The sequence below is a fragment of the Flavobacterium denitrificans DSM 15936 genome (assembly GCF_000425445.1).
GTDB lineage: Bacteria > Bacteroidota > Bacteroidia > Flavobacteriales > Flavobacteriaceae > Flavobacterium > Flavobacterium denitrificans.
This window is the reverse complement of the sequence record NZ_AUDL01000004.1, coordinates 579,180-602,459: the sequence shown is the minus strand read 5'-3', so window position 1 is coordinate 602,459 and position 23,280 is coordinate 579,180. Positions and strand designations below refer to the sequence as shown.

Genomic DNA, 23,280 nt, shown 5'->3' with positions numbered 1-23,280 from the left:
ATAAGGTGCTTAACTTATTTATCTCTTTATTAATTCTCCACTTTTACGATGGCCATTTTGCCGTTGTAAGGCTTATTTCCTTTTGCTTCTAATGCTTTAGTCGCTTCTTGTAAACCTTCATATTTCTCGTAATAGATATAATATTTGCTTGTAGCTATATTATAGAAGAAATTAATGTCTGAGCGTCCTGCTGCTACTGCTTTTGTAAGGAACTCATCTCTCTTCTCAACACTGCTATGAACGGCAACAATCATGTAATATCCACTTTCAGAATTTTTGATGTTCTTGATGATCTGCATATTTGACTGGTCTTCACCAAAATCAAAATCACTTGCTGTTAAAGGCGTACTGCTAATTTTAGTAGTTTCCTTGATACGTTTAAGAGCTGCTAGATCTTGGTTATATCTTCCTTGATCATTTTCATAAGCTGCACGCTTAATTCTACGTTTTTTCTCGATTTCAGTTTCAGCTTTGATACGCTCTAAATTGGCTAATAATGCTGCACTGTCAGTTTCCATTTTTAACTGAGCTGCTTTCAACTGATTTATCTTTTCTAGATAAGCTTTGTTTAAAGCATCATTTTTATTCGGAACCTTTTTAAGTCTTTCGTTATACAAATTCGTCAACTTAGCAATCTCGTCTTTTTGAAGTCTGTTTGCTTCGGCAATATTTGCTTTCAAAGCTTCTAACTGACTATTTTCTGCCGCTACACTTTTGAATGGTTTTGGTTCTCTATAAATTCCTTTTTCACTTAAATCATTTTCCTCTCTCAAGTCATTCAAATCTTTTTGTTTGTTGGCAACTGTTGCATTAAACTGAGCCAATAAATCACTTTGATTTTTGCTTGAAGCTTCTAATGATTCTGTTAAATTATCTATTGCTTTTGCTGCTTCATCTTTCTGAGCTGCCGCTGCTAATGCTGCTGCCTCTGCATCCGCTTTTGCTTTTGCATCTGCCGCTAATTTTGCTTGGCGTGCTTCTTCTTCGATTCTAGCTTTCTCCTCAGCTGCTTGTTTCGCTTGTAATGCTTCTGCGTCTGCTTTTGCTTTTGCGTCTGCTGCTAATTTTACTTGGAGTGCTTCTGCATCGGCTTTAGCTTTTGCGTCAGCTGCTAGTTTCAATTTTAATGCCTCTGCGTCGGCTTTTGCTTTTGCATCTGCCGCTAATTTCGCTTGATGAGCTTCTTCTTCAATTCTGGCTTTCTCCTCAGCTGCTTGTTTCGCTTGTAACGCTTCTGCATCGGCTTTTGCTTTCGCTTCTGCAGCAAGTCTTAATTTTAAAGCTTCTGCATCTGCCTTAGCTTTCGCATCAGCTGCTAATTTTGCTTGACGTGCTTCTTCATCAGCTTTTGCTTTTGCCTCAGCCGCTTGTTTTGCTTGTAATGCCTCTGCGTCGGCTTTCGCTTTTGCTTCAGCAGCAAGTTTCGCTTGAAGTGCCTCTGCATCTGCCTTAGCTTTTGCGTCTGCTGCTAATTTCGCTTGACGTGCTTCTTCATCAGCTTTTGCTTTAGCTTCAGCTGCTTGTTTTGCTTGTAAAGCCTCTGCGTCAGCTTTCGCTTTTGCTTCAGCAGCAAGTTTCGCTTGACGGGCCTCTTCTGCTTCTTTCAATTGTTTTGCTTCGGCATCCGCTTTTGCTTTTGCAGTTGCTTCGGCATCGGCTTTAACTTTAGCATCTGCAAGTAATTTAGCTTGTAACGCCTCCATATCAGCTTTAGCTTTAGCATCAGCTGCAAGTTTTGCTTGAAGTGCTTCTGCATCAGCTTTTGCTTTTGCTTCTGCGGCTAATTTTGCTTGACGAGCTTCTTCCTCCACTCTAGCTTTTTCTTCAGCTGCTTGTTTTGCTTTAAGAGCTTCTGCATCAGCTTTAGCTTTAGCATCAGCAACAAGTTTCGCTTGAAGTGCTTCAGCATCTGCTTTTGCTTTCGCTTCTGCAGCTAACTGTGCTTGACGAGCTTCTTCATCTGCTTTTGCTTTTGCTTCGGCAGCTTGTTTCGCTTTAAGAGCTTCAGCATCAGCTTTTGCTTTTGTTTCAGCCGCTAATTTTGCTTGACGTGCTTCTTCTGCTTCTTTTAATTGTTTTGCTTCGGCATCGGCTTTCGCTTTAGCAGTTGCTTCGGCATCGGCTTTAACCCTTGCATCAGCAATCAATTTTGCTTGTAAAGCTTCCATATCTGCCTTAGCTTTTGCTTCAGCAGCTAATTTTGCTTGAAGAGCTTCTGCGTCAGCCTTAGCCTTCGCGTCAGCAGCTAATTTTGCTTGTAAAGCTTCTGCATCGGCTTTTGCTTTTGCGTCGGCTGCTAATTTTGCTTGTTTTGCTTCTTCTTCAGCTTTTGCTTTGTCAGCAGCTTGTTTTATTTTTAATGCTTCAGCATCTGCTTTCGCTTTTGCTTCTGCAGCAATTAATGCTTGTCTTGCTTCAGCATCGGCTTTTGCTTTTGCTTCCGCGGCTAATTTTTCTTTTTGTGCCGCTTCTGCAGCTTGTTTCGCTTTAAGATCCGCCGCAGCTTTTGCTCTATTTGCCGCATCGATCGCTGCTTTTGTTTTAGCTTCTGCTGCTGCTTTTGCCTTCGCTTCAGCGGCTAACCTTGCTTGATATGCATCTGAATCAGCTTTTGCTTTTGCATCTGCTGCTAAGATCGATTGTAAGTCTGCTGCTTCTGCCTTCGCTTTTGCATCGGCTTTTCTCTTCGCTTCTGCTGCGTCCGCTTTTGCTTTTGCATCAGCGGCTAACTTAATTTTTAATGCTTCTGCATCAGCCTTAGCTTTATCTGCCGCCAATTGTGCAGGTGTTTTTTGTGGTGCATCAGTTGTTTTAGCTTTTGCCGCCTCTGCATCAGCTTTTGCTTTTGCATCTGCCGCTAATTTTAATTTCATTGCTTCTGCATCAGCTTTTGCCTTATCAGCAGCTAATTGTGCAGGTGTTTTTGCTGCAATTGCTGCTGGCTTGTTAGCGGCAGCTTGTGCTCTTGCGGCAGCGGCAGCGTCTACACGTGCTTTATTATCAGCAGCCAATTGTACTCGGCGAGCTTCTGCATCAGCTCTAGCTTTATCTGCTGCTAATTGAGCTTGTGTTTTTTGCGTTGCGGCAACTGCTCTATTTGCTGTTGCAGTTTGTGCTCTTGTTGCAGCCGCGGCGTCAGCTTTTGCTTTTGCTTCGGCAGCCAATTTAAGTTTCAATGCTTCAGCATCTGCCTTAGCTTTATTATCTGCTTCTAATTTTGCTTTTGTTGCTGCTTCAGCATCTGCTTTTGCTTTTTCAGCAGCTGCAAGTCTCGCTTGTTTTGCTTCTGCATCAGCGATTGCTTTTGCTTCTGCGGCTAATCTTGCTTTTTCAGCACCATCTACCCTTGTAACAGGAGCAGTCGATGCAGTTTTTTTAGCCATAACAGGTTTTGGTTTTGAAGGATCAATAAGCGAACCTTCATCATCATCGCCATAATAGTAGTTTTTACTTTTGAACTTATATGCAATTGCAAACTCATGAGAACCTCCCAAATTTGTAAAATTGCCAAAACCTCTTTCGTAATTATATTCGATAGCAATGCTTGGTGAAATATTGACACCTAAACCTGCTGAAACTCCATATAAAGTATTGTATCCTGCCTGTGCCCAAACTCCTTGCGGAATTGCAATCATAGCAAGTCCAGATAAAACGGTTTTATCTTGTTTGATTTCTGTTTTAATAATTCCCGAAAATTTGCTTCTATCAAAAAATCCGTAGCTATCTAAATAACCTGTGTACATAGCATGCAATTCTATTGCTCTTTCTGGATCATCTTTAACCATTCCAGATCCAAAATTGTACAGAATCAAGTTGTTGATCGATAAACCAAAATCAAGAAATGCTGTACCGTAGTTAATTCCTGGATTTACTGTAAGCAAAGTATTTGACTGAATATTGTCAATAGGAAGATTTGGATCATTTGAAACAATTTTACCTTTGTTTAAACCACTTTGGTATGCACCAACGTTAAGACCAAATGTCAAATTGCTGTCCTCTTGCAAAACGATATTATGAGCAAAGTTGGCTACTCCTCCAAAAACAGTAAAAACACCATAATTTTGTTGAAATAATCCGAAAGCAAAAGCTTCATTCTCTCTGAAACGACCAGAATAACCAAATAAATACGTATTTGGCGCATCATCAAATGAAACCCATTGTCTTTTGTTATAAAAGCTTACATACGGATTTGATTCGCGCACAAAGCTGAAAGTCGGGTTGATTATATATCTATTGAACTTTAAAGAATTTCTGATAGGCAACGAAAACGAAACAACTCCATCCTCAGATTGTGTATCTTGAGAATAGAGTACATTTGAAAAACCGTAAAATAAAGTTATGAATAGTAGGATTTTCTTCATTTTATTTTATCAGAGTTATTGATCCTTTTTTTTCACCTGTCCCTGATTGAATGACATAGTAATATACTGGATTTACATTTTTAATATCAATTGATCCAGACGGGGGCCAGTCGCCTTGATAGTTGACAACATCAAGAACCATGTCTCCGTTTGAACTAATTATTTTAACACTAGTTTCAGGGTTTTTATATTCACTCGGAATATCCCATACGTCATACGGATAACTGCTCAAGCTTATAATATTCGCAATTTTTTCTACAGAAGTTACTGGATTACTATCATAGCTTACTGCAAAAGGCAATTCTTGCTCCACAACACATCCTGTTGCCTGACTTACTTTTACTTTATAATTTCCACGCGCTGCAACCAAATAGGTATTAGTATTTGCTCCTGCAATTACATTGTTTCCAAGATACCACTGGAAAGTTGGGTTAACTGCATTTGTAGTCACCGTAACACTTAATGTTTCGTCTGGGGAAATAACGTTGGTTGCTGGGACATTTAATGATGCTGTAAAGCCATTTCCTTTAAGATCTATTGTTCCTGTTGATTTACATCCTCCAAAATCAACATCTACCGTATAAACAGCTGATTCGTTTGTAGAATAACTACGGCTTGTAGCTCCAGTGATTACAGTTCCATTTTTTTTCCAAACGTAACTATTTCCAGCAGTTGCAGTCAAAACAGTTCCTGATCCGCTTGAGCAAAATGGATTTCCTAAGCTTGAATCGATAGTAACAGCAGTACCTGAAGCAGATGAACTAACGGTAACTCGGTTTGAACTAAAATTCTCGTCATTACATCCTCCGTAATCAATTTGTGCATAATAAACACCAGGGGCGTTTACTAATAACGTTTTACCGCTTTGTCCTGCAATTGCAACATCATCTTTAAACCATTTGTATTTAAGATTTGGGTAGTTTGCTGGTGAAGAAGGAACATCAGTTGGAGTTGGATTATAAATTTCCAAACTCAAGCTTCCGCCTGTACAAATTGTGGCTGTCGACAATTTATTATTAATAAAAAATGTCTCGACGTAAGTTCTGTAGTAAATAGGGAAAGACGTTACACCTTGTGAGTTTTTAAAGCTCAAACTAGTTTTACCAGTACTACTTTTTATGCGCATGCTATAAACATCAGATCCCTTCAAATTAGTTGGAACCGCAAATTTTATAGTCTGTTGTTGTAATGCCGGATTGTCTGTAAATGAAATTTTGGTAGTAGCGGTTGGAGTTGTGAAACTTCCTAAATCGTCTGAAAGCTCTACTTCAAAAGTAGTTCCAGCAGGAAAATCAACGTAGCTAAAAGTTGCGTTATATTCATTAAAAGGCTTGCCATCAACAATAAGCCCAGCACAAATTCTTGGATAACCAAGCTGCTGAGGCACTATTGTTTGGGCATAGCTATTTGTTTTAGTACATAAAAAAATACTAAAAAAAAGAATAAATCGGATTACAGATAGCGTAGTTTTCTGAATCATATAGTTCTTGTTCTTGCTAAGTCTATATTTTCAAAAAACAAAATATCAATGAATGTTTCAGAAAAATCATATTTATAGTTCTCAATAATGTCCTTCGCAAGAACAGAATAAGAAGCAGTAATTGATGAATTTTCTTTGCACTCAGAAGTAGTTTGCTGATCATTCGCTTCACTAGCTATAGCAAAGCTATCCTTGGGGATGGATAGCTCTACTGCTAACTGATTAGAATTATCTAATTTGCTGATAACTGTTTTATCAGCCGTTTCTGTTTTTTGGTTATTACATGCCAATGCAATGCCAGTAGTATCAGAAGTATTTCCTGATTTACTTTGTGCTTTTAAAACTGCAATAGGCGAAACCAAAAATATAATATAAATAAAATATTTTTTTATAGATGGGGCCATTATGTTCTGATCTTTATTTGGTCACGAGACTGACATAAATTGTGTCTGGGGACTTTATTAATAAAATTTACGCTCTGAAATAAAAATCTAAACTTATCTATTTTCCGCTAGACGCTGTAATTTTTCCTAATTGTAATCTGAAATCTGGTTTCTTAGGATTGTAAATATCAATGAAAGTTTCTTTGTTGTCACTTTGTGACATCACGTTAAAGAACACTGGGTTTCCATACCAACTCTCTAAATCTTCATTGTTTGTATTGTACTCTGTAAAGATGTTTCCATTACATAAGTTAAAGTACATTTCCTCAAATTTGATTTTTTTAAGATTAACTTCATTGATTTCCGTTTTACTGTCCAATAGAACGGCCGGGTTGAATCCAGAGATTACACTACGCTTCATTTCAAGAGCTGCAGTCTCAGCAACATAAATTGCCTCTTTTACTAAACCTGCTTGAATATCAGCTTTGATATTATCACTGTCATTCAACATTGTCATGTTTGTTGCAACAACAAGGGTTGTTTTTTTAGTAAAATCTGTTTCGCTTTTCTTTTCGAATGATTTTACCTCCATACAACGAGATCCATCTTTGTTACTTGATAAATAAGATGATCTAACTGCCAATGAGTTAAATAAACGGCATTGAACACCTTGAGTAAATTTATAATCGTCGTTGATTGATTTGTAAGAAACTAATTTAGTAGCATTTACATCACCTCCGAAGAAAGCAAATGAATCACCACCAGAGTAGCTTACCATAATGTTATCTAAAACAGTTTTAGCGCCAACACCTGCAATAGTTAAACCATTGAAAGTATCTAAACCTTTAACTTTTTTTCCTGCAAATTCGATTCTAACAAATCTCAAAATACCTGAATTCCCGTTTACATTATCACCTCCATAAGTAGTAAGTGTTGGGTCAAGATCCATGTTGTAAGAACCAACGTTTCCAAATTTATTGATTGGAGCGTCACCAAGAAGTACAACACCACCCCAATCTCCAGCTTTTTTCTGGCTACGGTTTGAAGTAAATACGATTGGATCAGTTTCTAAACCGTCAGCAATAATTTGTGCACCTTTTGTAACTACCAATGTTCCTTTTGTTTCGAAATCACCAATAATTAAAGTTCCTGGTTCGATTGTTAATACTGCGTTGTTTGTAACATAAACGTTGCCTTGTAAAACATACACATTCTTCTTCAGCAATTTAGTGTTAACAGAAATGTTTCCTGCTAAAATTTGATTTGCTTCTCCATACTCTACTTTGTTAGGCTTAAATTCGGTCCAGTTATTCAACCAATTGTTGTAGCCCATAATTCCTTTCTCTTGCTGAGCACTCATACTAGTAACTGTCAAAAGAACGCAGATCATTTGAGTAATTTTTTTCATGATAAGGGGGTATTAGGGTTAATAATAAATTTGGGTATGCGTAAATGAAAAAACTCATCTCGATTTTTTCTGAAATATCAGAACACATCGAGAACGAGTTATTTTTTATCCTTCTTTTAAAATGTTTTTCGAAAATCTAAATCATCTACGAAAACAAGCCAAAAGAGGTTTTAAAAATATATTATTTATTACATTTCATTCAAATCGTTGAACTCGTGTAATGATTTCAATGTGCTTTCGTAAAATAAAATTGCCGCAATCAAGTTTCCTTTATCTGAATAAGGCATCATCTTTCTTTGGAAATCAACAGTTGTATCTAAGAAAGTTGTAGTACCTACTGCTTGATTGTCTAATACTTTTTTGTGTTCGCTATCGTCTGGAATACCTAAGTCGGCCATAGTAACACCTGGTTTTGTAACCAAAGCAATGTAAGGAAGGGTTTTCACTAAAACTTTAATACGCTCGATGTATAATTCCAAAAGTTCTCCTTTTTGCATACCGCTCAATTCTTTTTGATCATGGTATTTTCTGATAAGAGCTGTTGTACTAATAATACTTCTTGGAGCATTTTTTGCCTGTGCTGAAACAGCCGCAGTTGTCAAGAAAAAAAGTGTACTTAATAAAATAATTTTCCCTTTCATAGATTCTATTTATAATTGGTTGTTGATGAAAACAAAAATATATAAATTAACTTAAATCGCAACTTTATTGATTTGTTTTTTCAAAAAAAAAACTTAAAAAAACCTTAAAAACCAGTCGTATGTCGAGAAAATGTGCGTTTTAACGAGGGTTTTGTTAAATTTGTTAAAATCAAAACCGTAAGATAATAGCTATAAAAATCCTTGAATTATTATCCTTAAATAACTAAAATAAAGTTACGTTTATCGTTTTTGACAAAAAAATATTAACAAAAAAGTCTTCATATCTGCTCGCGTGAAGTAATTTATTAACAAAAATAAGTTGACACCTTATCGCGTTTAAAAAAAAAAACACTCTCAAAATAAAGATCCAAATTCAACTCATAATCTTTTAATCTAAAATTTTTGACTACATCATTTTCTTATATCTTTGCTTCATGCAATTTTCTCAAATTTTAGGTCAAGATTATATCAAAAGTCACTTGATAAAAAGTGCATCATCAGGACGAATTCCACATGCACAATTATTTATTGGGCCAGAAGGAAGCGGAACCTTGTCTACTGCAATTGCTTATGCCCAATATATTTTATGCAATAACACAGGCAATGAAAACGAAAATGGAAATGATTCTTGTAATTTAAAATTCCAAAACATCTCGCATCCTGATTTGCATTTTATTTACCCAACAGTTACAACTGAAGATGTCAAAACCAAACCAAAAAGTTTAGACTTTATTCAAGATTGGCGAACATTTATTCAGGAAATGCCTTACGGAGGTTTGTTTGACTGGTACAAAATTTTAGGCGTTCAAAACAAACAGGGTGAAATTAGAGTCGAAGATGCGCAGGAAGTTTTAAAATCACTTTCGTTAAAATCCTATGAAGGCGGTTATAAAATCATGATTATTTGGATGGCCGATAAAATGAATATCGCCGCATCCAACAAATTATTGAAACTTCTAGAAGAGCCTTCGGATAAAACTATTTTTATTCTGATTTCTGAAAACGAAGAAGATATTATTCAAACCATACGATCTCGTTGTCAGGTAATTCACTTTAACGGACTTCCTGAAAAAGTAATTGCCGATGCATTAGTTGCACGAGAAAATGTAGATCCAAATTTGGCAAAAAAAATCGCGCATCAGGCTCAGGGAAATTTCAACAAAGCAATGCATTTAGTGAAAGAAGATGATTCTGAATACCCATTTGAACAATGGTTTGTGAATTGGGTACGCGCCGCTTTTAGAGCAAAAGGAAATGCGGCCGCCATTCAGGACTTGATTTCCTGGAGTGAAGAAATTGCAGGTCTTGGTCGCGAAAGTCAAAAAAAATTCATTCAATTCTGTATAGAAATGTTTCGTCAGGCATTATTGCTGAATTACCAAACCCCAAGTTTAGTTTATATCGAGCCAAAAGTTGACAAGTTCAAACTCGAAAATTTTGCGCCTTTTGTAAACGGAAATAACATTCATGAAATTTTTAAAGAACTTTCAGATGCGATGTATCACATTGAAAGAAACGGAAATGCAAAAATAATTTTAACCGATTTATCAATCAAACTTACTCGTTTAATTCATAAAAAATAGTTTCAAAATGAATAATGTTGCCTCTATCTTAATTTTGGCGTTTTTGGCCATAACGTTTTTACAATCAGCATACGAAAAGATATTTTATTGGAAAGATAATGTCGAATGGCTAAAAGGTCATTTTGCCAATACACCACTAAAAAATCAAGTACCTCTTGCCTTATTGCATCTTTTAATTTTAGAACTTATTTCTGGGATTTTATCCGTTGTTGGTGCCATTCAGCTATTATTAAATAGTGGCAGAGAATTTGGTTTTTACGGTGCAATTTTTTCTTGCATCAGTCTGTTAATGATGCTTTTTGGACAAAGATTAGCTAAAGATTATGATGGTGCAAGAACCATTGTGATCTATTTTATCCCAGCCGTAATGGCAGTTTACTGGCTGAATTAAAAATCAGCCTTATTTAAAAATAAGCCACTAATCATTTTAATCTGTGATCCCGATAGCTATCGGGAGTGGCAAAAACAAATTTATTATTAAAAAAATGAATGCAAAACACCCTTCAGAATCCATAACTATTTTAACAGATTTAGTTTTACCGAGCGAAACAAATCCTTTAAACAATCTTTTTGGCGGTGAATTATTAGCCCGAATGGATCGCGCTGCAAGTATTGCAGCCCGCAGACATTCACGCCGAATTGTAGTGACTGCTTCTGTAAATCACGTTGCTTTTAACAGAGCCATTTCATTAGGAAGTGTCGTTACAGTCGAAGCAAAAGTTTCAAGATCTTTCAAAAGTTCAATGGAAGTTTTTATTGACGTTTGGGTAGAAGACCGCGAGTCTGGAAGCAGAACAAAAGCGAATGAAGCAATTTACACTTTTGTCGCTGTTGATGACACTGGAAGACCGGTAGAAGTTCCAGCAATTATTCCAGAAACGGAACTTGAAATTCAGCGTTTTGATGCTGCCTTGCGTCGTAAACAGTTGAGTTTAGTGCTTGCAGGAAAAATGAAGCCTTCTGATGCAACAGAACTAAAGGCATTATTTATAGAGTAAAATTGTAGCAATTTGTAACAATTTGTGACAACCAAACTCCAAAAAAAAGAAGTAGTTTTGCAATTTACAAGTCAGATAAATAATAATAAGAAAGTTATTTCTTACTTTTGGTTTACGCTTTAAATGCAAAAAAATAACAATTAAGATAATTTAAAAAGATATGAGTTCAGACAAAGAAGCCAAATTAAAAGCGTTACAACTAACGCTTGATAAACTTGACAAAACCTACGGAAAAGGAACCGTAATGAAAATGGGCGACAGAGCCATTGTGGAGGTAGAAACGATTTCTTCTGGCTCACTTGGTGTTGATTTGGCTCTTGGAGTAAATGGATATCCAAAAGGAAGAATTATTGAAATTTACGGACCAGAATCTTCGGGTAAAACCACTTTAACTTTACATGCAATTGCCGAAGCTCAAAAAGCAGGCGGAATTGCCGCTTTTATAGATGCTGAGCACGCTTTCGATAGAAATTATGCTGAAAAATTAGGCGTTGATATCGAAAACTTAATCATTTCTCAACCAGATAATGGAGAACAGGCTTTAGAAATCGCCGAAAACTTGATTCGTTCTGGAGCTATCGATATCGTAGTAATTGACTCGGTTGCTGCTTTGACTCCAAAAAGTGAAATTGAAGGCGAAATGGGAGATTCAAAAATGGGTCTTCACGCACGTTTGATGTCTCAAGCTTTAAGAAAATTAACTGGAACAATCAGCAAAACAAACTGTACTGTTTTCTTTATCAACCAGCTGAGAGAGAAAATCGGTGTAATGTTTGGAAATCCTGAAACTACCACGGGAGGTAATGCCTTAAAATTCTATGCTTCAGTACGTTTAGATATTCGTCGTTCTGCTCAAATTAAAGACGGAGAAAACGTAATTGGAAACAGAACTAAAGTTAAAATCGTTAAAAACAAAGTTGCTCCACCTTTTAAAACTGCTGAATTCGACATTATGTACGGAGAAGGTGTTTCAAAAACGGGAGAAATTCTTGACTTAGCGGTTGAATTTGATATTGTTAAAAAAGCAGGATCTTGGTTTAGCTATGGTGATACTAAATTAGGCCAAGGACGTGATGCTGTTAAAGCTTTGATTAAAGACAATCCTGAATTAGCAGATGAATTAGAAGCTAAAATCAAAGAACATATGAAAGAATTAGCTAACGCTTAAATATTTAAAAATCTGTAGGTTACAGAATAAAAAATAGCAGAACCCGACAAGATTAAATTTTGTCGGGTTTTTTATTTGAAAAAAATCAAAAAAAGACGCAACCATTTTACAACAATAACATCTTAATAATAGATATAATATCTAAAAGACATTGCCATAAGTGTCCTTTAGCGAATTTCTAGAATGAATTTGGTTGATTTGTTTTAAATAAAAATCCGTTGGTTTGTTTGGTGCTGACGGGTTTTTATTCTTTTTTTTAAAAAAAATTCTCTGTTCGCGCAACCTTTTTAATTTTTAGCTCTCTATTATATTATGAAGCTAACCTGAGTTTTAACCAAACTCTATATTATCAATCCTTAATGTTTTTAATTATGAAAGAGAAAATAGAAGTGTTGTACAATAAAAACCGAAGAAAAACCAAATTGAAATTTAAAAAAGTATTACGATTTATTTCTGAAAAAATCATTCACAGATAAGATTTTGAATAAAAATAAGGGGTTATTTTAGTTCAAAAGAAAACCCGACATCCTGGAGCTTAAGGATTGTCGGGTTCTGTTTTTATTTTTTAGAGTCTTTTTCCTGAAAATCAATTAATCCATTATAAATCAATTGACGTACTTGATCGCGAAGTTCTTTTCGATGATCACCCGTAAGCCCATTTGTTTCAACAAAAGAAAGAATTTTTGCTCTCATTTTTCCAGGACTTCCACTTAAAAAAGTATAAGAGAAACGTTCTTTGTTATCAGGAAAAACAATCGGAACAATTGGTATTTGATGCTCAATCGCTAAACGGAAAGCACCATCCTTAAACTCATCCAGCAAAATACTTTCGTCATCTGGAACACCTCCTTCAGGGAAAATACAAATACTAAGTCCTTGATTAAGCCTATTTTGTGCTCTTTTGAAAACTTCATTTTTACTCTTTGAAGAATTTCGATCTACAAGAATACAAGTTCTTTTATAAAAAAATCCAAAAAGCGGAATCTTAACTAATTCTTTCTTCCCTACAAAAACAAAAGGATTTCTAATAATCGCCAACATTAACATAATATCAGTCATTGACGTATGATTGGCGACAATCATATAGCTTTTATGTCTGATAAGCTTTTGTTCGCGTTTTACTTTGTAGTAAAAACCCATCCCGAAAAGGATAAATTTAGCCCAAATGCGGGCCATTTTAAAAAAATAAGGGTATCCACGCTCTGATATGATAGAAATGAGCAAAAAAGGCAACATAATCAATATCGGAATGGCCATTAAAACATAAAACCAAATGCGCCAAAGAATCCAAAAAGCAATTTTAAATATTTTCATAACTTCAAAAGTAAGAAAACCGAAATGAATTTTAAACAAGAATTTGTCTCACCAAATTATTTAACCGCAAAGCACACAAAGATTTTACGCCAGGTTCGCAAAGTTTATAGTCACAGATAAAATGATTAAATAGATTTAAAATCTGTGGAAATCCTTGTAATCTGTGGCTGTATCTTTTAATTCATTTAAAGAACATGCTGTAAAAAATCTTTGCGTGTTTTGCGTAAAATCTTCACGTGCTTTGCGGTTAGAAAAAACATCACGACATTTGCAATTCAGAAAAAATTGAGAATGGCAAAAATACTTACTGGTGTTCAGAGTACAGGAACCCCGCATTTAGGAAATTTATTGGGAGCAATTATCCCTGCAATTGAGTTATCAAACAATCCTGCTAATGAATCTTATTTGTTTATTGCTGATTTGCATTCAATTACACAAATCAAAGACGGCAAAACATTAAGAGAAAATACCTATAGCACAGCGGCCGCTTGGCTTGCATGTGGCCTGAACCCAGATAAAGTTACTTTTTACAGACAATCTGATGTAACACAAACTGCCGAATTGACTTGGTATTTAAGCTGTTTTTTTCCTTACCAAAGATTGACTTTGGCACACTCCTTCAAAGACAAATCAGATCGTCTAGATGATGTCAATGCCGGGCTTTTCACTTATCCGATGTTGATGGCTGCCGATATTTTATTGTATGATGCTGAATTTGTTCCTGTTGGAAAAGATCAGTTACAACATCTAGAAATCACTAGAGATGTTGCTTCACGTTTTAACCACCAAATGGGAGAAACTTTTGTGCTTCCCGAAGCAAAAATTCAAGAAAATATCATGCTAATTCCTGGAACAAATGGGGGTAAAATGAGCAAGTCTGCGAATAATATTATCAATATTTTCTTGGATGACAAAGCATTGCGTAAGCAAGTTATGAGTATTGAAACAGATAGTACTCCACTCGAAGATCCTAAAAATCCCGATACTTGCAACGCATTTGCAATTTATTCTTTATTAGCAAATGAAACGCAAATTGCCGAAATGCGTGCGAATTACTTAGGAGGCAACTACGGTTATGGACATGCAAAACAAGCTCTTTTTGAATTAATTACCGAAAAATTCAAAACAGAAAGAGAAAAATACAATTATTACATAAATAATCTTGAAGAAGTGGACTCCTTATTGAAAAAAGGAGCTTCAAAAGCTTCAATAGTAGCAGATGGTGTTTTATCTAAAGTTCGCAACATTCTTGGATTTGAAAAATAAAAATCAAATAAAAAGCCTAGTAAAATTAATTTATTAGGCTTTTTCTCATTCTAAACAGCTTCAAACATCTTGCCCGGCAAAGGTCTTATTAAACCTTTAAGCTCCATGTTTAAAAGAATTCCTGATATTTTAAAAATCGGGAAATTACACTCTAATGCTATAATATCTAATAATTCTTTTCCACTTTTAATCAAGAAGTTATAAATAATTTCTTCATCAGGAGCAAGTTCAACAAAAAGCTGTCGTTGGATAGATTTCGGCTTGCTTTCAAGATCCCAATTCAATCCATATATCAAATCTGCGGCACTAGTTAACATATTAGCCTTTTGAGTTTTAATGAGGTTATTGCAACCCTGACTGTATCTATCCGTAACACGTCCAGGAACTGCAAAAACTTCCCGATTATAATCGTTTGCTAAATTTGCCGTTATTAGCGAACCTCCTTTATCAGCAGATTCTATTACAATTGTGGCTTCAGTCATACCGGCAACAATTCGATTTCTGCGCACAAATTTCTCTTTATCAGGATTTGAAGAACTCCAAAATTCAGTTATGAATCCACCTTTTTCTTCCATTTTTGAGATATACCTTTTGTGCGTTTTTGGATAAATCTGATTTAATCCGTGCGCCAAAACACCAATGGTTTGAAGATTATTTTCCAACGCTAATTGATGTGCCACAATATCAACACCATAAGCAAAACCACTGACTATAACAGGATCAAGCGGTACAAGATCTTCAATAAGTTTTCTGCAAAAATCAATGCCATACGAAGTTATTTGCCTCGTTCCCACAATACTGATCATTTTTTTGTTTTTTAAATCAATATTTCCCGAAGTAAAAATCAAAACTGGCGAATCGATACAATGTTTCAAACGTTCCGGATAGTTTTCATCCTGAAAATAACAAGCATTAATTTGATCGGCATGAATAAATTCAAGCTCTCGACCGGCTTTTTCAAAAACAGTTTTGTCTTTCAAATTTTTAAGCAATACAGAACCAACCCCATCAATTCCCGCTATTTGAACTGTTTTTGTTTTAAAAACAGCTTCAGCGCTTCCGCAATGTGTTAAGAGTTTTTTTGCCATAATATCACCTACTCCCTCCACTTTGAGTAAGGCTAACAAGTAAAATAATTCCTGGTCTGACATTTCTGAAAAATATTATGTAAAATAGAATCGAAAACTAAAATAATTTTAAACTGCAAATATGAGTAAAATAAAGTAATTTCTTAATAAATTTAAAAATTTAACTAATTGCAACTCCTACAAAAAAAAACTATTTAATAATAAACATCTGAAAACTAATTGTCTATAAAAAAAGCTTAATTGTTAATAAAAATTGTGAATAAAATTTTGATAACTATATTCGTTCCATAACTTTGTTACTATGAAAATCGAAACTTACATAGGACAGTTATTGTATCGTTATCAGTGTGTAACGGTTCCAGGCTTTGGTGCATTTTTAACAGAAACACAATCGGCGCAGTTGAATGAAAAAACCAATTCGTTCTATCCGCCAAAAAAATTAATTTCTTTCAACAGTCATTTAAAAAATAATGACGGGTTGCTAGCTAATCATATAGCAAATGCTGAAAAAACATCATATGGTTTTGCTGTAAGCGCTATTGGTTTTGAAGTTATGAGCTGGAAAAAAACACTTGAAGAAGACGGGACTATTAGTTTAAAAAACATTGGTGAAATTCGTTTGAATTCGGAAAAAAATATGGTCTTCACTCCAAACGATCAAACGAATTATCTAGCAAGTTCTTTCGGATTAAGTCCGTTTATTTCACCAATTGTGAAGAAAGAAATTTTTGAACGAAAACTGGAAGAAATATCTGAAAGAGAAACGATTGCGCTTCATGAAGATGAAGAGTCAAGATCATCAAATCACTTGTTAAAATATGCAGCTATTTTCATTTTAGGACTTGGAATTACCGGAAGCATTGGATATCCTTTATATCAAAATCAAATAGATTCTCAAACATTAGTTGTAGAAACTGCAGTTCAGAAAAAAGTAGAAAATAAAATTCAAGAAGCTACATTCTTTATCCAAAATCCTTTGCCTGCCGTTACCCTTTCTGTTGATTCTGCAAAAGTTGAATCTCCAGAAACAAAACTAATGCCTTACCATATCATGGCAGGCGCATTTAGAAGTGAGGCAAATGCTAAAAAAGCTTATAACCAATTGATCAAAGATGGTTATAAAGCGCGTATGCTAGGCGAAAATAAACATGGTTTATTTCCCGTTTTATACGGAAGCTATGCAACTATGTCTGAAGCGACAAAAGCTCAAAAAGAAATTCAAAAAGGCGAAAATCCAGATGCCTGGATATTAGTCGAAAACTTATAAAATTCTAAAAAATCCTATTCGAACTGAATAGGATTTTTTTTTGTCTTATTCTGTTATTTAATTAACTTACAAGTTACGTTTTAAAACTTTTGTAAGTATAAATTCGTTTTTTAAAATTTTATAAAAAATGAGAAAAACATTCAAAATACTAACCTTACTGCTTCTAATGCTCAACGCGAAAACAATTTTTGCACAACAAATACTTATCGATCAAAGAAAACAGGATCTTCTAGTTAAAGATAATGAAATCGAAAATGAAAAAACATTGGCAGAAATGTATAAAAAGCTTGACGCTAAAATTGTGGAATTAAAAAGAAATCTAAATGCTCTTGAGGAGAAAAAGAAAAATCTTGTTAAATCTGAAAGCAATTTGAATTCTACTAAGAATAAAGTTACCAAGCTGGAAATTGAAAATCAAAAACTGGAAAATAAAATTACCACTACTTCAATATCCGAAGAAGAAATAGCAAAACAGAGGCTAAAAACAAAAGAAAACGAGGTGAATATTCAAAAACTAAAATTAACGCAAATAACGCAGCAAAAAGAGCTTGAAAAAGTGATATCAACGTTATAAACAAAAAGGCTATTCAAAATAGAATAGCCTTTTTGTTTATTGTGAAATAATTTTGGCATCTTGAAAAAGTATTTTTTTACCACCCTGGTATATCGTAAATCGCGCCGGGGGTGAATTTTCTTCGCCCAAAATAATAATGGCACATTCGTAAGTATACTTGTCGTTTGTAAATTCATATTGATGATTGCCACCAATGCCTTCTACAATAAGTTTTCCGTTGTAAAGAATCAAATCAGGCTTTTCACTCATCTTTTTTCCAGCTGCCCATGATGCAAAACGATAATTGCTTTTACTGAGATCATCAATTCTGATGGTAAATTTCTCTGTTTCCAAAATACATATTGGCGTCTTGAAATAGGCAATACTTGCATCTAAATCTTTTTTCTGTGCAGCAATAAGTTCTTTTCTAAAATCAATTTCGAATTTCGATAAATAATTCACCGCCGTCAAGCGTCCGTCTATATCTAACCAAATACTTCCCTTATCAAGCATCACACCACGCAAACCCATATCATGCCAGTTTTTTGAAGGATTAGATTTTATGATTTCTTCTTTAAAACTAGTGTCAAACACTTCGTCGTACCGCTTTATAAAATCGGCTTTGTCAATTATATCTGGTATCGGGTTTTCTCTGTTTAGAGGGTACACAACCAGATCTGCTAATGTTTCTTTTTTATTGTCTTTTATGTTTTCAATAAATCGCTTTGCAAATAGCTGGGACTCTGAACTAACCTCTTGAGCAGCTATATAATTGCCGATAAAAACCAATAGAATTAAAAATAAATAGCTTCTTTTCATCTTAAAATATTTTTGATTAAAAACTAACTATCACAAAAACAATCAAATATAATCAAATTAAATTAAGTCCATTTCTATGTTTAAAGCCACCATTATTTTGTTTATCGTGGAACAATTCAAGCGATACAAACAAGAATTCTTTATATTTTTAAATTTCTATTTTACATAATGTTTAACATGAGATTGTGTAATAAAAAACTAATTAATACTCGCTTTGAACATTTTAAGCTCATCCCAAGTAAATTCATCACCATATTTTTCTTTCAAAGGCGCTAGCGATTCTTCTTGGTAAAATTCAAAAGCATCCCGAAGCGCCAGGATTTTATCGTCAGGAAGTACTTCTGAAATTTCAATTTTCTTGGCTTGGATCAGTTTTATCAAATGCGTTTCAACAGTTTGTTTCGTGATTTTTCTAATTCGTGCAATATCCTCAATTGAGTTTCTCTCCAACCACAGTTCGTGCGTTTCTTCAACAGTTGTCTTTTTGGATCCTTTTTCGGCCGTTTTATCCACTTTTTTAGAAGAGTAACGTATTTGGGGCTCTTCGACCTGAAACATGTCTGTATTGGTCATTTTAAACTCATCTCTAATTCTCGAAATTTTATCTGTTTTATAATTTTTAATGGCTGGAGATGTCAAGCTTTCTTTGCTGATTGTTTCACGGGAAACGACAATTTCCATAAGCAATTTGGCTTTCATTAAGCGCAAAACTGCCTTGGTTTGCAAATCGTCCAAAACAGATAATTCTTCATAAAACTCTTTTACTTTTTTAAATTTCTGAATTTCAGCCATCTTACTTAAAAGATCCGTGACCAATTTATCCATTGGCTTAAAAAAATAATCATAGGCCGCTTCTACCCTTTCCTTAACAAAAATTAAATCGACTGTCTGATTGCTAAAAATTTTATTCAGTTGTAGAATGAATTTCTGCGAAGGATCTACCAAGCCTTCAATCGAATCCAAGCATTTATGCGCCCAAACCGAATGTTTTGATTTTTCAGAACTTGTAGCATTTTCATTGTAACTAAATCTATGATTTCGCCATTCTTGAGCCAAATCTGTCCAATTAAAACTGTTAATCAAATAGTTATGAATAAAATTTTTGGTTTCAAAATGAAGCGAATTTTTTAAATCATCTTCAGTCGCTTTGTTCAAAGCATAATCCATGACATCTTGATCGTTCGAAAGTCCGTTCATTTGCATCGAAGAAAGCAAAACAAGCCCATTTAAGGACGTTAAACGAGAAAGTGCTACATACGCTTGCCCAGGCAAAAAAACTTGCGATACGTCGAGCGCAGCTTTCTCAAAAGTCAAACCTTGGCTTTTATGCACCGTGATTGCCCATGCCAATTTGATTGGATAATGCGCAAATGTGCCTAAAACTTCTTCTTCGATCTCTTTTGTCAGTTCATTTACTTTATATCGAATATTTTTCCACTCGTATTTTTCGACTTCAATGGTTTTATTTTCTTCAGGAAAGTGAACGAAAATTTCTTCAGCAGAAAGCGATTTTATTACACCCATTTTTCCGTTGAAATATCTTTTTTCAAAAGATAAATCGTTCTTTACGAACATTACTTGAGCACCAACTTTGAACTTTAAATTTTCTTCAACTGGGAAAATTTTTTCTGGAAAATCACCAACTACAAAAGGCTGAAAACTGAATTCATTTCCGGGCAAATCACTGATTGCTTGCTCATTGATCGTATCTGCTTTGGCATTATGAGTCGTAAGCGTAATATACCCTGGATTCATTTTTAAATCGAAATCAGGTTTCACATATTGGTTCAAAACTTGAATATCTTCTTTGGAAATTTGATTGTTTCGAAGGTTATTCAAAACCGAAATAAAAACATCATCGCTTTGGCGATAAATCTTAGATAATTCAATATACAAAGGCGGATTTTGCTGAATTACATGCGAATGAAAAAAAAATTTTCCCTTATAATAATTCCGCAAAGTTCTCCATTCTTCATCCCGAATTACTGGCGGAAGCTGCAACAAATCACCAATAAAAAGCACTTGAACACCTCCAAAAGCACGTGTATTTCTGCGAACTGTCTGCATCATAAAGTCGATAGCGTCCAGCAAATCAGCACGAAGCATACTGACTTCATCAATAATCAGCAGCTCCATATTTCGGATTACATTTCGCTTCACATTGTTCATTTTGAAATGTCGTCGAAGCGATTCTTTGTTTTCAAATTTCACAGTTTCGGTAAACTGAGAACTCTCTTCATAAGTGGGAAGAAAAGCCGAAAATGGCAACTGAAACATCGAGTGAATCGTAACACCGCCAGCATTAAGCGCCGCAATACCTGTGGGCGCCACAACCACAGTGTTTTTGTGTGTTGTAGCAATAATTTCACGCAAAAGAGTCGTCTTTCCCGTACCGGCTTTTCCAGTAAGAAAAATAGATTTTTGCGTCTGATTTATGAATTGTAAAGTGTAAGCAGCAGCTTCTGAAACGTTTTGCATTAGGCAGGTATTAAACGCCAAAAATATCGCATTTTTATAAAAGAAAAAAACCCAAATCAGCAACTGATTTAGGTTTTCATAGTTTAGTTAGTTTTGGAAGTCTTATTTTTTAGCCTCTTCTTTAGCTGCTGGTTTTTCTTCAGCTTTTGGAGATGCTTTGTATTTGTCATTCAAAGCTTTAACAATTTCTTTTGTAATGTCATACTTGTCTTCAGCATATAATACAGTCGCTGCATCACCAGTGCCATAGATGTACGCATAACCGTTTTTCTTACCGTAATCTTTGATGAATTTTTTAACTCCACTGATTAAAGAGTCCATTTCTACACCACTTTCTTGCTGTAATTGCTGTGATAAAGCTTGTTGAGCATAACCTAATTGTTGCTCTCTTTTTTGCAATTCAGCTCCTCTTTGTTGTGCCCATTGCTGGCCATTTGCCTGTGCTTGGCTTTGAAAATTAGCAGCGTCTTGTTTAAAACGAGTAATTTCAGCTTGTAGTTGTCTTCCTTTTTCCTCTGCCTGAGCTTTGTATTTAGCTTCAAGGTCTTTCGCTTCAGTGTATTCTTTCATTAAAACTGAAGTATCTACGTAAGCTGTTTTTACTTCCTTAACTTCCGCTGTTTTATTACAAGAAACAGCCAAAATTGAAAGCCCGATAATTACTAATGCTTTTTTCATTTCTAAATTTCTATTTTTTTTATTGGTATGAAAGACAAAAATATAAAAAAATAAATAGCATCAACATAAACTTTACAAAATGCTAAAATTTTATGATATTAGTTTTCTTTATTGAACTTTTTAATGTTATAAAATATCATTATTAAAAACGGCTTTCGCAGTGTCGAGTAGTGAAACCTTTTAAAAAAAAGAGACACAAACCCTCGTTTTACCTTAAAAAGCCCTGCAAACACGCCAATTTTACGTTTCCAACACTTTTCAGCGCTAAAATAAGCTTCCGATTGGCTTTTGAAGTTATGTTGAAATGAAATTTTATTTAAAGCGGAATTTTTTAAAAAAAATCCATTTTTATCTTTTTCTCTTTCATTTGAAATTTGATACAAAACTGCATGTTTCAATTTTAGAATTTCCTTCCAGTTTTTGAAAAGAATTTTTTGGAATTTTTTAAAAATTTAAAATTTCATAAAATGAAGCAAAAATTCACAAAAAATGCCACAAAAATATGGCATTGATTTTCTTTATGAAGTCAAAAAATACTATAAAATATCACTATTAAAAATGGCTTTCATAGCTTGCTTTATAGCGATTTTCTAAAAAAAGACAACAGAAACCCTGCTTTGAACTGAAAACGGCTCTAAAACGGCTTTATTTTGCGTTTTACTTGTTTTTTAGGACATAAATGTGCGATGAATACTCTTTTGTACTTGACGCTTTCAAATTTGATTTTAATCCAACGAAAAAAGCCATGATAAAATTCATTTTTCCCGTTTTATATTTTTCAGACAAAAGACTCACGTAAAAAGAATCAAATTTCATTGGAAGCACTTTTTCTAATTTCATATCGACTTTTTCAAAAAGCATTTTAATGGCTTTTTTCGAAAAATGCCAAAAGTGAATTGGCACATCAAAAGCGGCCCAAAATTCTCCGTAATGTTTTGCGTCGAATGATTTGAAATTTGGAACAGCAACAATTAATGTTCCAGTTGGCTTCAATAATCGCTTCAATTCCTCAATTTGATTTTCCAAATTTGGAACGTGTTCTAAAACGTGCCACATCGTAATTACGTCAAAAGAATTATTTTCAAGCTCGCTGATTTCTTCAACAAATGAAATTCCTTTTTGCTTTGCAATATTTTTTGCTCGGTCGCTCGGTTCAATTCCAATTACATTCCAACCGTCATTTTTTGCCGTCAACAAAAAATCTCCAGTTCCGGCTCCAATGTCTAAAATTTTTCCTTTTTGAGATTGTTCCGAATTAATTAAATTCAGTTTATTTTTTAAAGCGATACTTTTTACAAAATGATATGCTTTTTCAAAAACAGAACGTTTGTTATCTGTATGCGAAATATAATCTTCGCTTTCGTAGTATCTTCCTAAATTTTCTAAATCGGGTTGTGGAGATGTAATCAACATATCAAGATCTTCATCGTGATACAAATCGAAAATTTCTTTTGAAACAGAATGGTCTTTTACAGTTAGAAAATGTTTTTTGTTTAAAACGTCCATTTTTTAATTAATAGTTATTTAATAGAATTCGGGTTTGAATTTATGTAGAAGTTGAATCAAAATTCATCTAAACATTTATTTTTTATTTTTTCAATCAAACCGCAAAAAGATGGACTACTGTCCATCTCTACGATTATCAATTTTTTAATTTCAAAATTCCAACGCTCTACTTTTAAAAAAGTTTCACGTGGAACAATTTATTTTTGTTTCAGGTCTTTTTTGTTTCAGGTTTCAAGTTTCACGTGGAACAAAAAACAAATAAAAACAAAATTTCAGATTCCACAAAAAC

19 protein-coding genes are annotated in these 23,280 nt (G+C 34.4%); 7 read left to right on the top strand and 12 right to left on the bottom strand.

The genetic code is table 11. The features are described 5' to 3' along the window. Positions 1–29: 29 nt before the first annotated feature. The 5 genes from H600_RS0102750 to H600_RS0102730 all read right to left on the bottom strand — a co-directional run bounded on the left by H600_RS0102750 (position 30) and on the right by H600_RS0102730 (position 8,273). On the bottom strand, positions 30–4,361 hold the full coding sequence (locus tag H600_RS0102750) for a PorP/SprF family type IX secretion system membrane protein (protein ID WP_026727355.1): 4,332 nt from the start codon (positions 4,359–4,361) through the stop codon (positions 30–32). A 1-nt stretch (position 4,362) separates the two neighbouring features. Continuing rightward, positions 4,363–5,841: a gliding motility protein SprC gene (sprC, locus tag H600_RS0102745; RefSeq protein WP_026727354.1), complete on the bottom strand. Its 1,479-nt coding sequence runs from the start codon at positions 5,839–5,841 to the stop codon at positions 4,363–4,365. Then, positions 5,838–6,245, bottom strand: coding sequence for a hypothetical protein (locus H600_RS0102740; protein ID WP_026727353.1), 408 nt, complete (start codon positions 6,243–6,245; stop codon positions 5,838–5,840). The genes sprC and H600_RS0102740 overlap by 4 nt, the downstream gene beginning before the upstream one ends. A 97-nt stretch (positions 6,246–6,342) precedes the next feature. Further along, a complete protein-coding gene (locus H600_RS0102735; RefSeq protein WP_026727352.1) occupies positions 6,343–7,632 on the bottom strand; it encodes a hypothetical protein in 1,290 nt (429 codons plus the stop codon). A gap of 188 nt (positions 7,633–7,820) precedes the next feature. Next, the gene (locus H600_RS0102730; protein ID WP_026727351.1) at positions 7,821–8,273 is read right to left on the bottom strand and encodes a hypothetical protein; all 453 of its coding nucleotides are present in this window, start codon (positions 8,271–8,273) and stop codon (positions 7,821–7,823) included. Between the two features lie 434 nt (positions 8,274–8,707). On the opposite strand from H600_RS0102730, the gene H600_RS0102725 reads away from it, so the two are divergent. The 4 genes from H600_RS0102725 to recA all read left to right on the top strand — a co-directional run bounded on the left by H600_RS0102725 (position 8,708) and on the right by recA (position 12,022). Continuing rightward, complete coding sequence (locus H600_RS0102725; RefSeq protein WP_026727350.1) at positions 8,708–9,856, top strand: DNA polymerase III subunit; 1,149 nt, start codon at positions 8,708–8,710, stop codon at positions 9,854–9,856. Positions 9,857–9,863: 7 nt separating this feature from the next. After that, entirely contained in the window at positions 9,864–10,247 is a 384-nt protein-coding gene (locus tag H600_RS0102720; RefSeq protein WP_026727349.1) for a hypothetical protein, read from the top strand. Between the two features lie 94 nt (positions 10,248–10,341). Then, positions 10,342–10,854, top strand: coding sequence for an acyl-CoA thioesterase (locus tag H600_RS0102715; protein WP_026727348.1), 513 nt, complete (start codon positions 10,342–10,344; stop codon positions 10,852–10,854). A gap of 160 nt (positions 10,855–11,014) precedes the next feature. After that, the gene (recA, locus tag H600_RS0102710) at positions 11,015–12,022 is read left to right on the top strand and encodes a recombinase RecA (protein ID WP_026727347.1); all 1,008 of its coding nucleotides are present in this window, start codon (positions 11,015–11,017) and stop codon (positions 12,020–12,022) included. A 558-nt stretch (positions 12,023–12,580) separates the two neighbouring features. Here the strand turns inward: recA and H600_RS0102700 are convergent. Further along, entirely contained in the window at positions 12,581–13,336 is a 756-nt protein-coding gene (locus H600_RS0102700) for a lysophospholipid acyltransferase family protein (protein ID WP_026727346.1), read from the bottom strand. A gap of 291 nt (positions 13,337–13,627) precedes the next feature. Here H600_RS0102700 and trpS point away from each other — a divergent pair, with 291 nt between their 5' ends. After that, positions 13,628–14,602, top strand: a complete 975-nt coding sequence (gene trpS / locus H600_RS0102695; protein ID WP_026727345.1) for a tryptophan--tRNA ligase — start codon at positions 13,628–13,630, stop codon at positions 14,600–14,602. A gap of 50 nt (positions 14,603–14,652) precedes the next feature. Here trpS and dprA read toward each other — a convergent pair whose 3' ends face one another. Then, positions 14,653–15,753, bottom strand: coding sequence for a DNA-processing protein DprA (dprA, locus tag H600_RS0102690; protein WP_026727344.1), 1,101 nt, complete (start codon positions 15,751–15,753; stop codon positions 14,653–14,655). Positions 15,754–15,991: 238 nt separating this feature from the next. Between dprA and H600_RS0102685 the strand changes: the two genes are divergently transcribed. Both H600_RS0102685 and H600_RS0102680 read left to right on the top strand, forming a co-directional pair. Further along, positions 15,992–16,957, top strand: a complete 966-nt coding sequence (locus H600_RS0102685) for an HU domain-containing protein (protein WP_026727343.1) — start codon at positions 15,992–15,994, stop codon at positions 16,955–16,957. 127 nt (positions 16,958–17,084) lie between these two features. Further along, entirely contained in the window at positions 17,085–17,531 is a 447-nt protein-coding gene (locus H600_RS0102680; RefSeq protein ID WP_026727342.1) for a hypothetical protein, read from the top strand. Positions 17,532–17,567: 36 nt separating this feature from the next. Here H600_RS0102680 and H600_RS0102675 read toward each other — a convergent pair whose 3' ends face one another. The 5 genes from H600_RS0102675 to H600_RS0102655 form a co-directional block, all read right to left on the bottom strand. After that, the gene (locus H600_RS0102675) at positions 17,568–18,329 is read right to left on the bottom strand and encodes a hypothetical protein (RefSeq protein WP_026727341.1); all 762 of its coding nucleotides are present in this window, start codon (positions 18,327–18,329) and stop codon (positions 17,568–17,570) included. A 198-nt stretch (positions 18,330–18,527) separates the two neighbouring features. Next, positions 18,528–20,807: a helix-turn-helix domain-containing protein gene (locus tag H600_RS0102670; protein ID WP_026727340.1), complete on the bottom strand. Its 2,280-nt coding sequence runs from the start codon at positions 20,805–20,807 to the stop codon at positions 18,528–18,530. A 102-nt stretch (positions 20,808–20,909) separates the two neighbouring features. Beyond that, positions 20,910–21,485, bottom strand: coding sequence for an OmpH/Skp family outer membrane protein (locus tag H600_RS0102665; protein WP_026727339.1), 576 nt, complete (start codon positions 21,483–21,485; stop codon positions 20,910–20,912). 98 nt (positions 21,486–21,583) lie between these two features. After that, positions 21,584–21,883, bottom strand: a complete 300-nt coding sequence (locus H600_RS0102660; protein ID WP_026727338.1) for a hypothetical protein — start codon at positions 21,881–21,883, stop codon at positions 21,584–21,586. 259 nt (positions 21,884–22,142) lie between these two features. Further along, positions 22,143–22,991: a class I SAM-dependent methyltransferase gene (locus tag H600_RS0102655; RefSeq protein WP_026727337.1), complete on the bottom strand. Its 849-nt coding sequence runs from the start codon at positions 22,989–22,991 to the stop codon at positions 22,143–22,145. Positions 22,992–23,280 lie beyond the last annotated feature (289 nt).

What these genes read in the sequence shown, in the direction of transcription:
- H600_RS0102750 (WP_026727355.1), bottom strand. Translation starts at nt 4,361, where the DNA reads ATGAAGAAAATCCTACTATTCATAACTTTATTTTACGGTTTTTCAAAT.
- sprC (WP_026727354.1), bottom strand. Translation starts at nt 5,841, where the DNA reads ATGATTCAGAAAACTACGCTATCTGTAATCCGATTTATTCTTTTTTTT.
- H600_RS0102740 (WP_026727353.1), bottom strand. Translation starts at nt 6,245, where the DNA reads ATGGCCCCATCTATAAAAAAATATTTTATTTATATTATATTTTTGGTT.
- H600_RS0102735 (WP_026727352.1), bottom strand. Translation starts at nt 7,632, where the DNA reads ATGAAAAAAATTACTCAAATGATCTGCGTTCTTTTGACAGTTACTAGT.
- H600_RS0102730 (WP_026727351.1), bottom strand. Translation starts at nt 8,273, where the DNA reads ATGAAAGGGAAAATTATTTTATTAAGTACACTTTTTTTCTTGACAACT.
- H600_RS0102725 (WP_026727350.1), top strand. Translation starts at nt 8,708, where the DNA reads ATGCAATTTTCTCAAATTTTAGGTCAAGATTATATCAAAAGTCACTTG.
- H600_RS0102720 (WP_026727349.1), top strand. Translation starts at nt 9,864, where the DNA reads ATGAATAATGTTGCCTCTATCTTAATTTTGGCGTTTTTGGCCATAACG.
- H600_RS0102715 (WP_026727348.1), top strand. Translation starts at nt 10,342, where the DNA reads ATGAATGCAAAACACCCTTCAGAATCCATAACTATTTTAACAGATTTA.
- recA (WP_026727347.1), top strand. Translation starts at nt 11,015, where the DNA reads ATGAGTTCAGACAAAGAAGCCAAATTAAAAGCGTTACAACTAACGCTT.
- H600_RS0102700 (WP_026727346.1), bottom strand. Translation starts at nt 13,336, where the DNA reads ATGAAAATATTTAAAATTGCTTTTTGGATTCTTTGGCGCATTTGGTTT.
- trpS (WP_026727345.1), top strand. Translation starts at nt 13,628, where the DNA reads ATGGCAAAAATACTTACTGGTGTTCAGAGTACAGGAACCCCGCATTTA.
- dprA (WP_026727344.1), bottom strand. Translation starts at nt 15,753, where the DNA reads ATGTCAGACCAGGAATTATTTTACTTGTTAGCCTTACTCAAAGTGGAG.
- H600_RS0102685 (WP_026727343.1), top strand. Translation starts at nt 15,992, where the DNA reads ATGAAAATCGAAACTTACATAGGACAGTTATTGTATCGTTATCAGTGT.
- H600_RS0102680 (WP_026727342.1), top strand. Translation starts at nt 17,085, where the DNA reads ATGAGAAAAACATTCAAAATACTAACCTTACTGCTTCTAATGCTCAAC.
- H600_RS0102675 (WP_026727341.1), bottom strand. Translation starts at nt 18,329, where the DNA reads ATGAAAAGAAGCTATTTATTTTTAATTCTATTGGTTTTTATCGGCAAT.
- H600_RS0102670 (WP_026727340.1), bottom strand. Translation starts at nt 20,807, where the DNA reads ATGCAAAACGTTTCAGAAGCTGCTGCTTACACTTTACAATTCATAAAT.
- H600_RS0102665 (WP_026727339.1), bottom strand. Translation starts at nt 21,485, where the DNA reads ATGAAAAAAGCATTAGTAATTATCGGGCTTTCAATTTTGGCTGTTTCT.
- H600_RS0102655 (WP_026727337.1), bottom strand. Translation starts at nt 22,991, where the DNA reads ATGGACGTTTTAAACAAAAAACATTTTCTAACTGTAAAAGACCATTCT.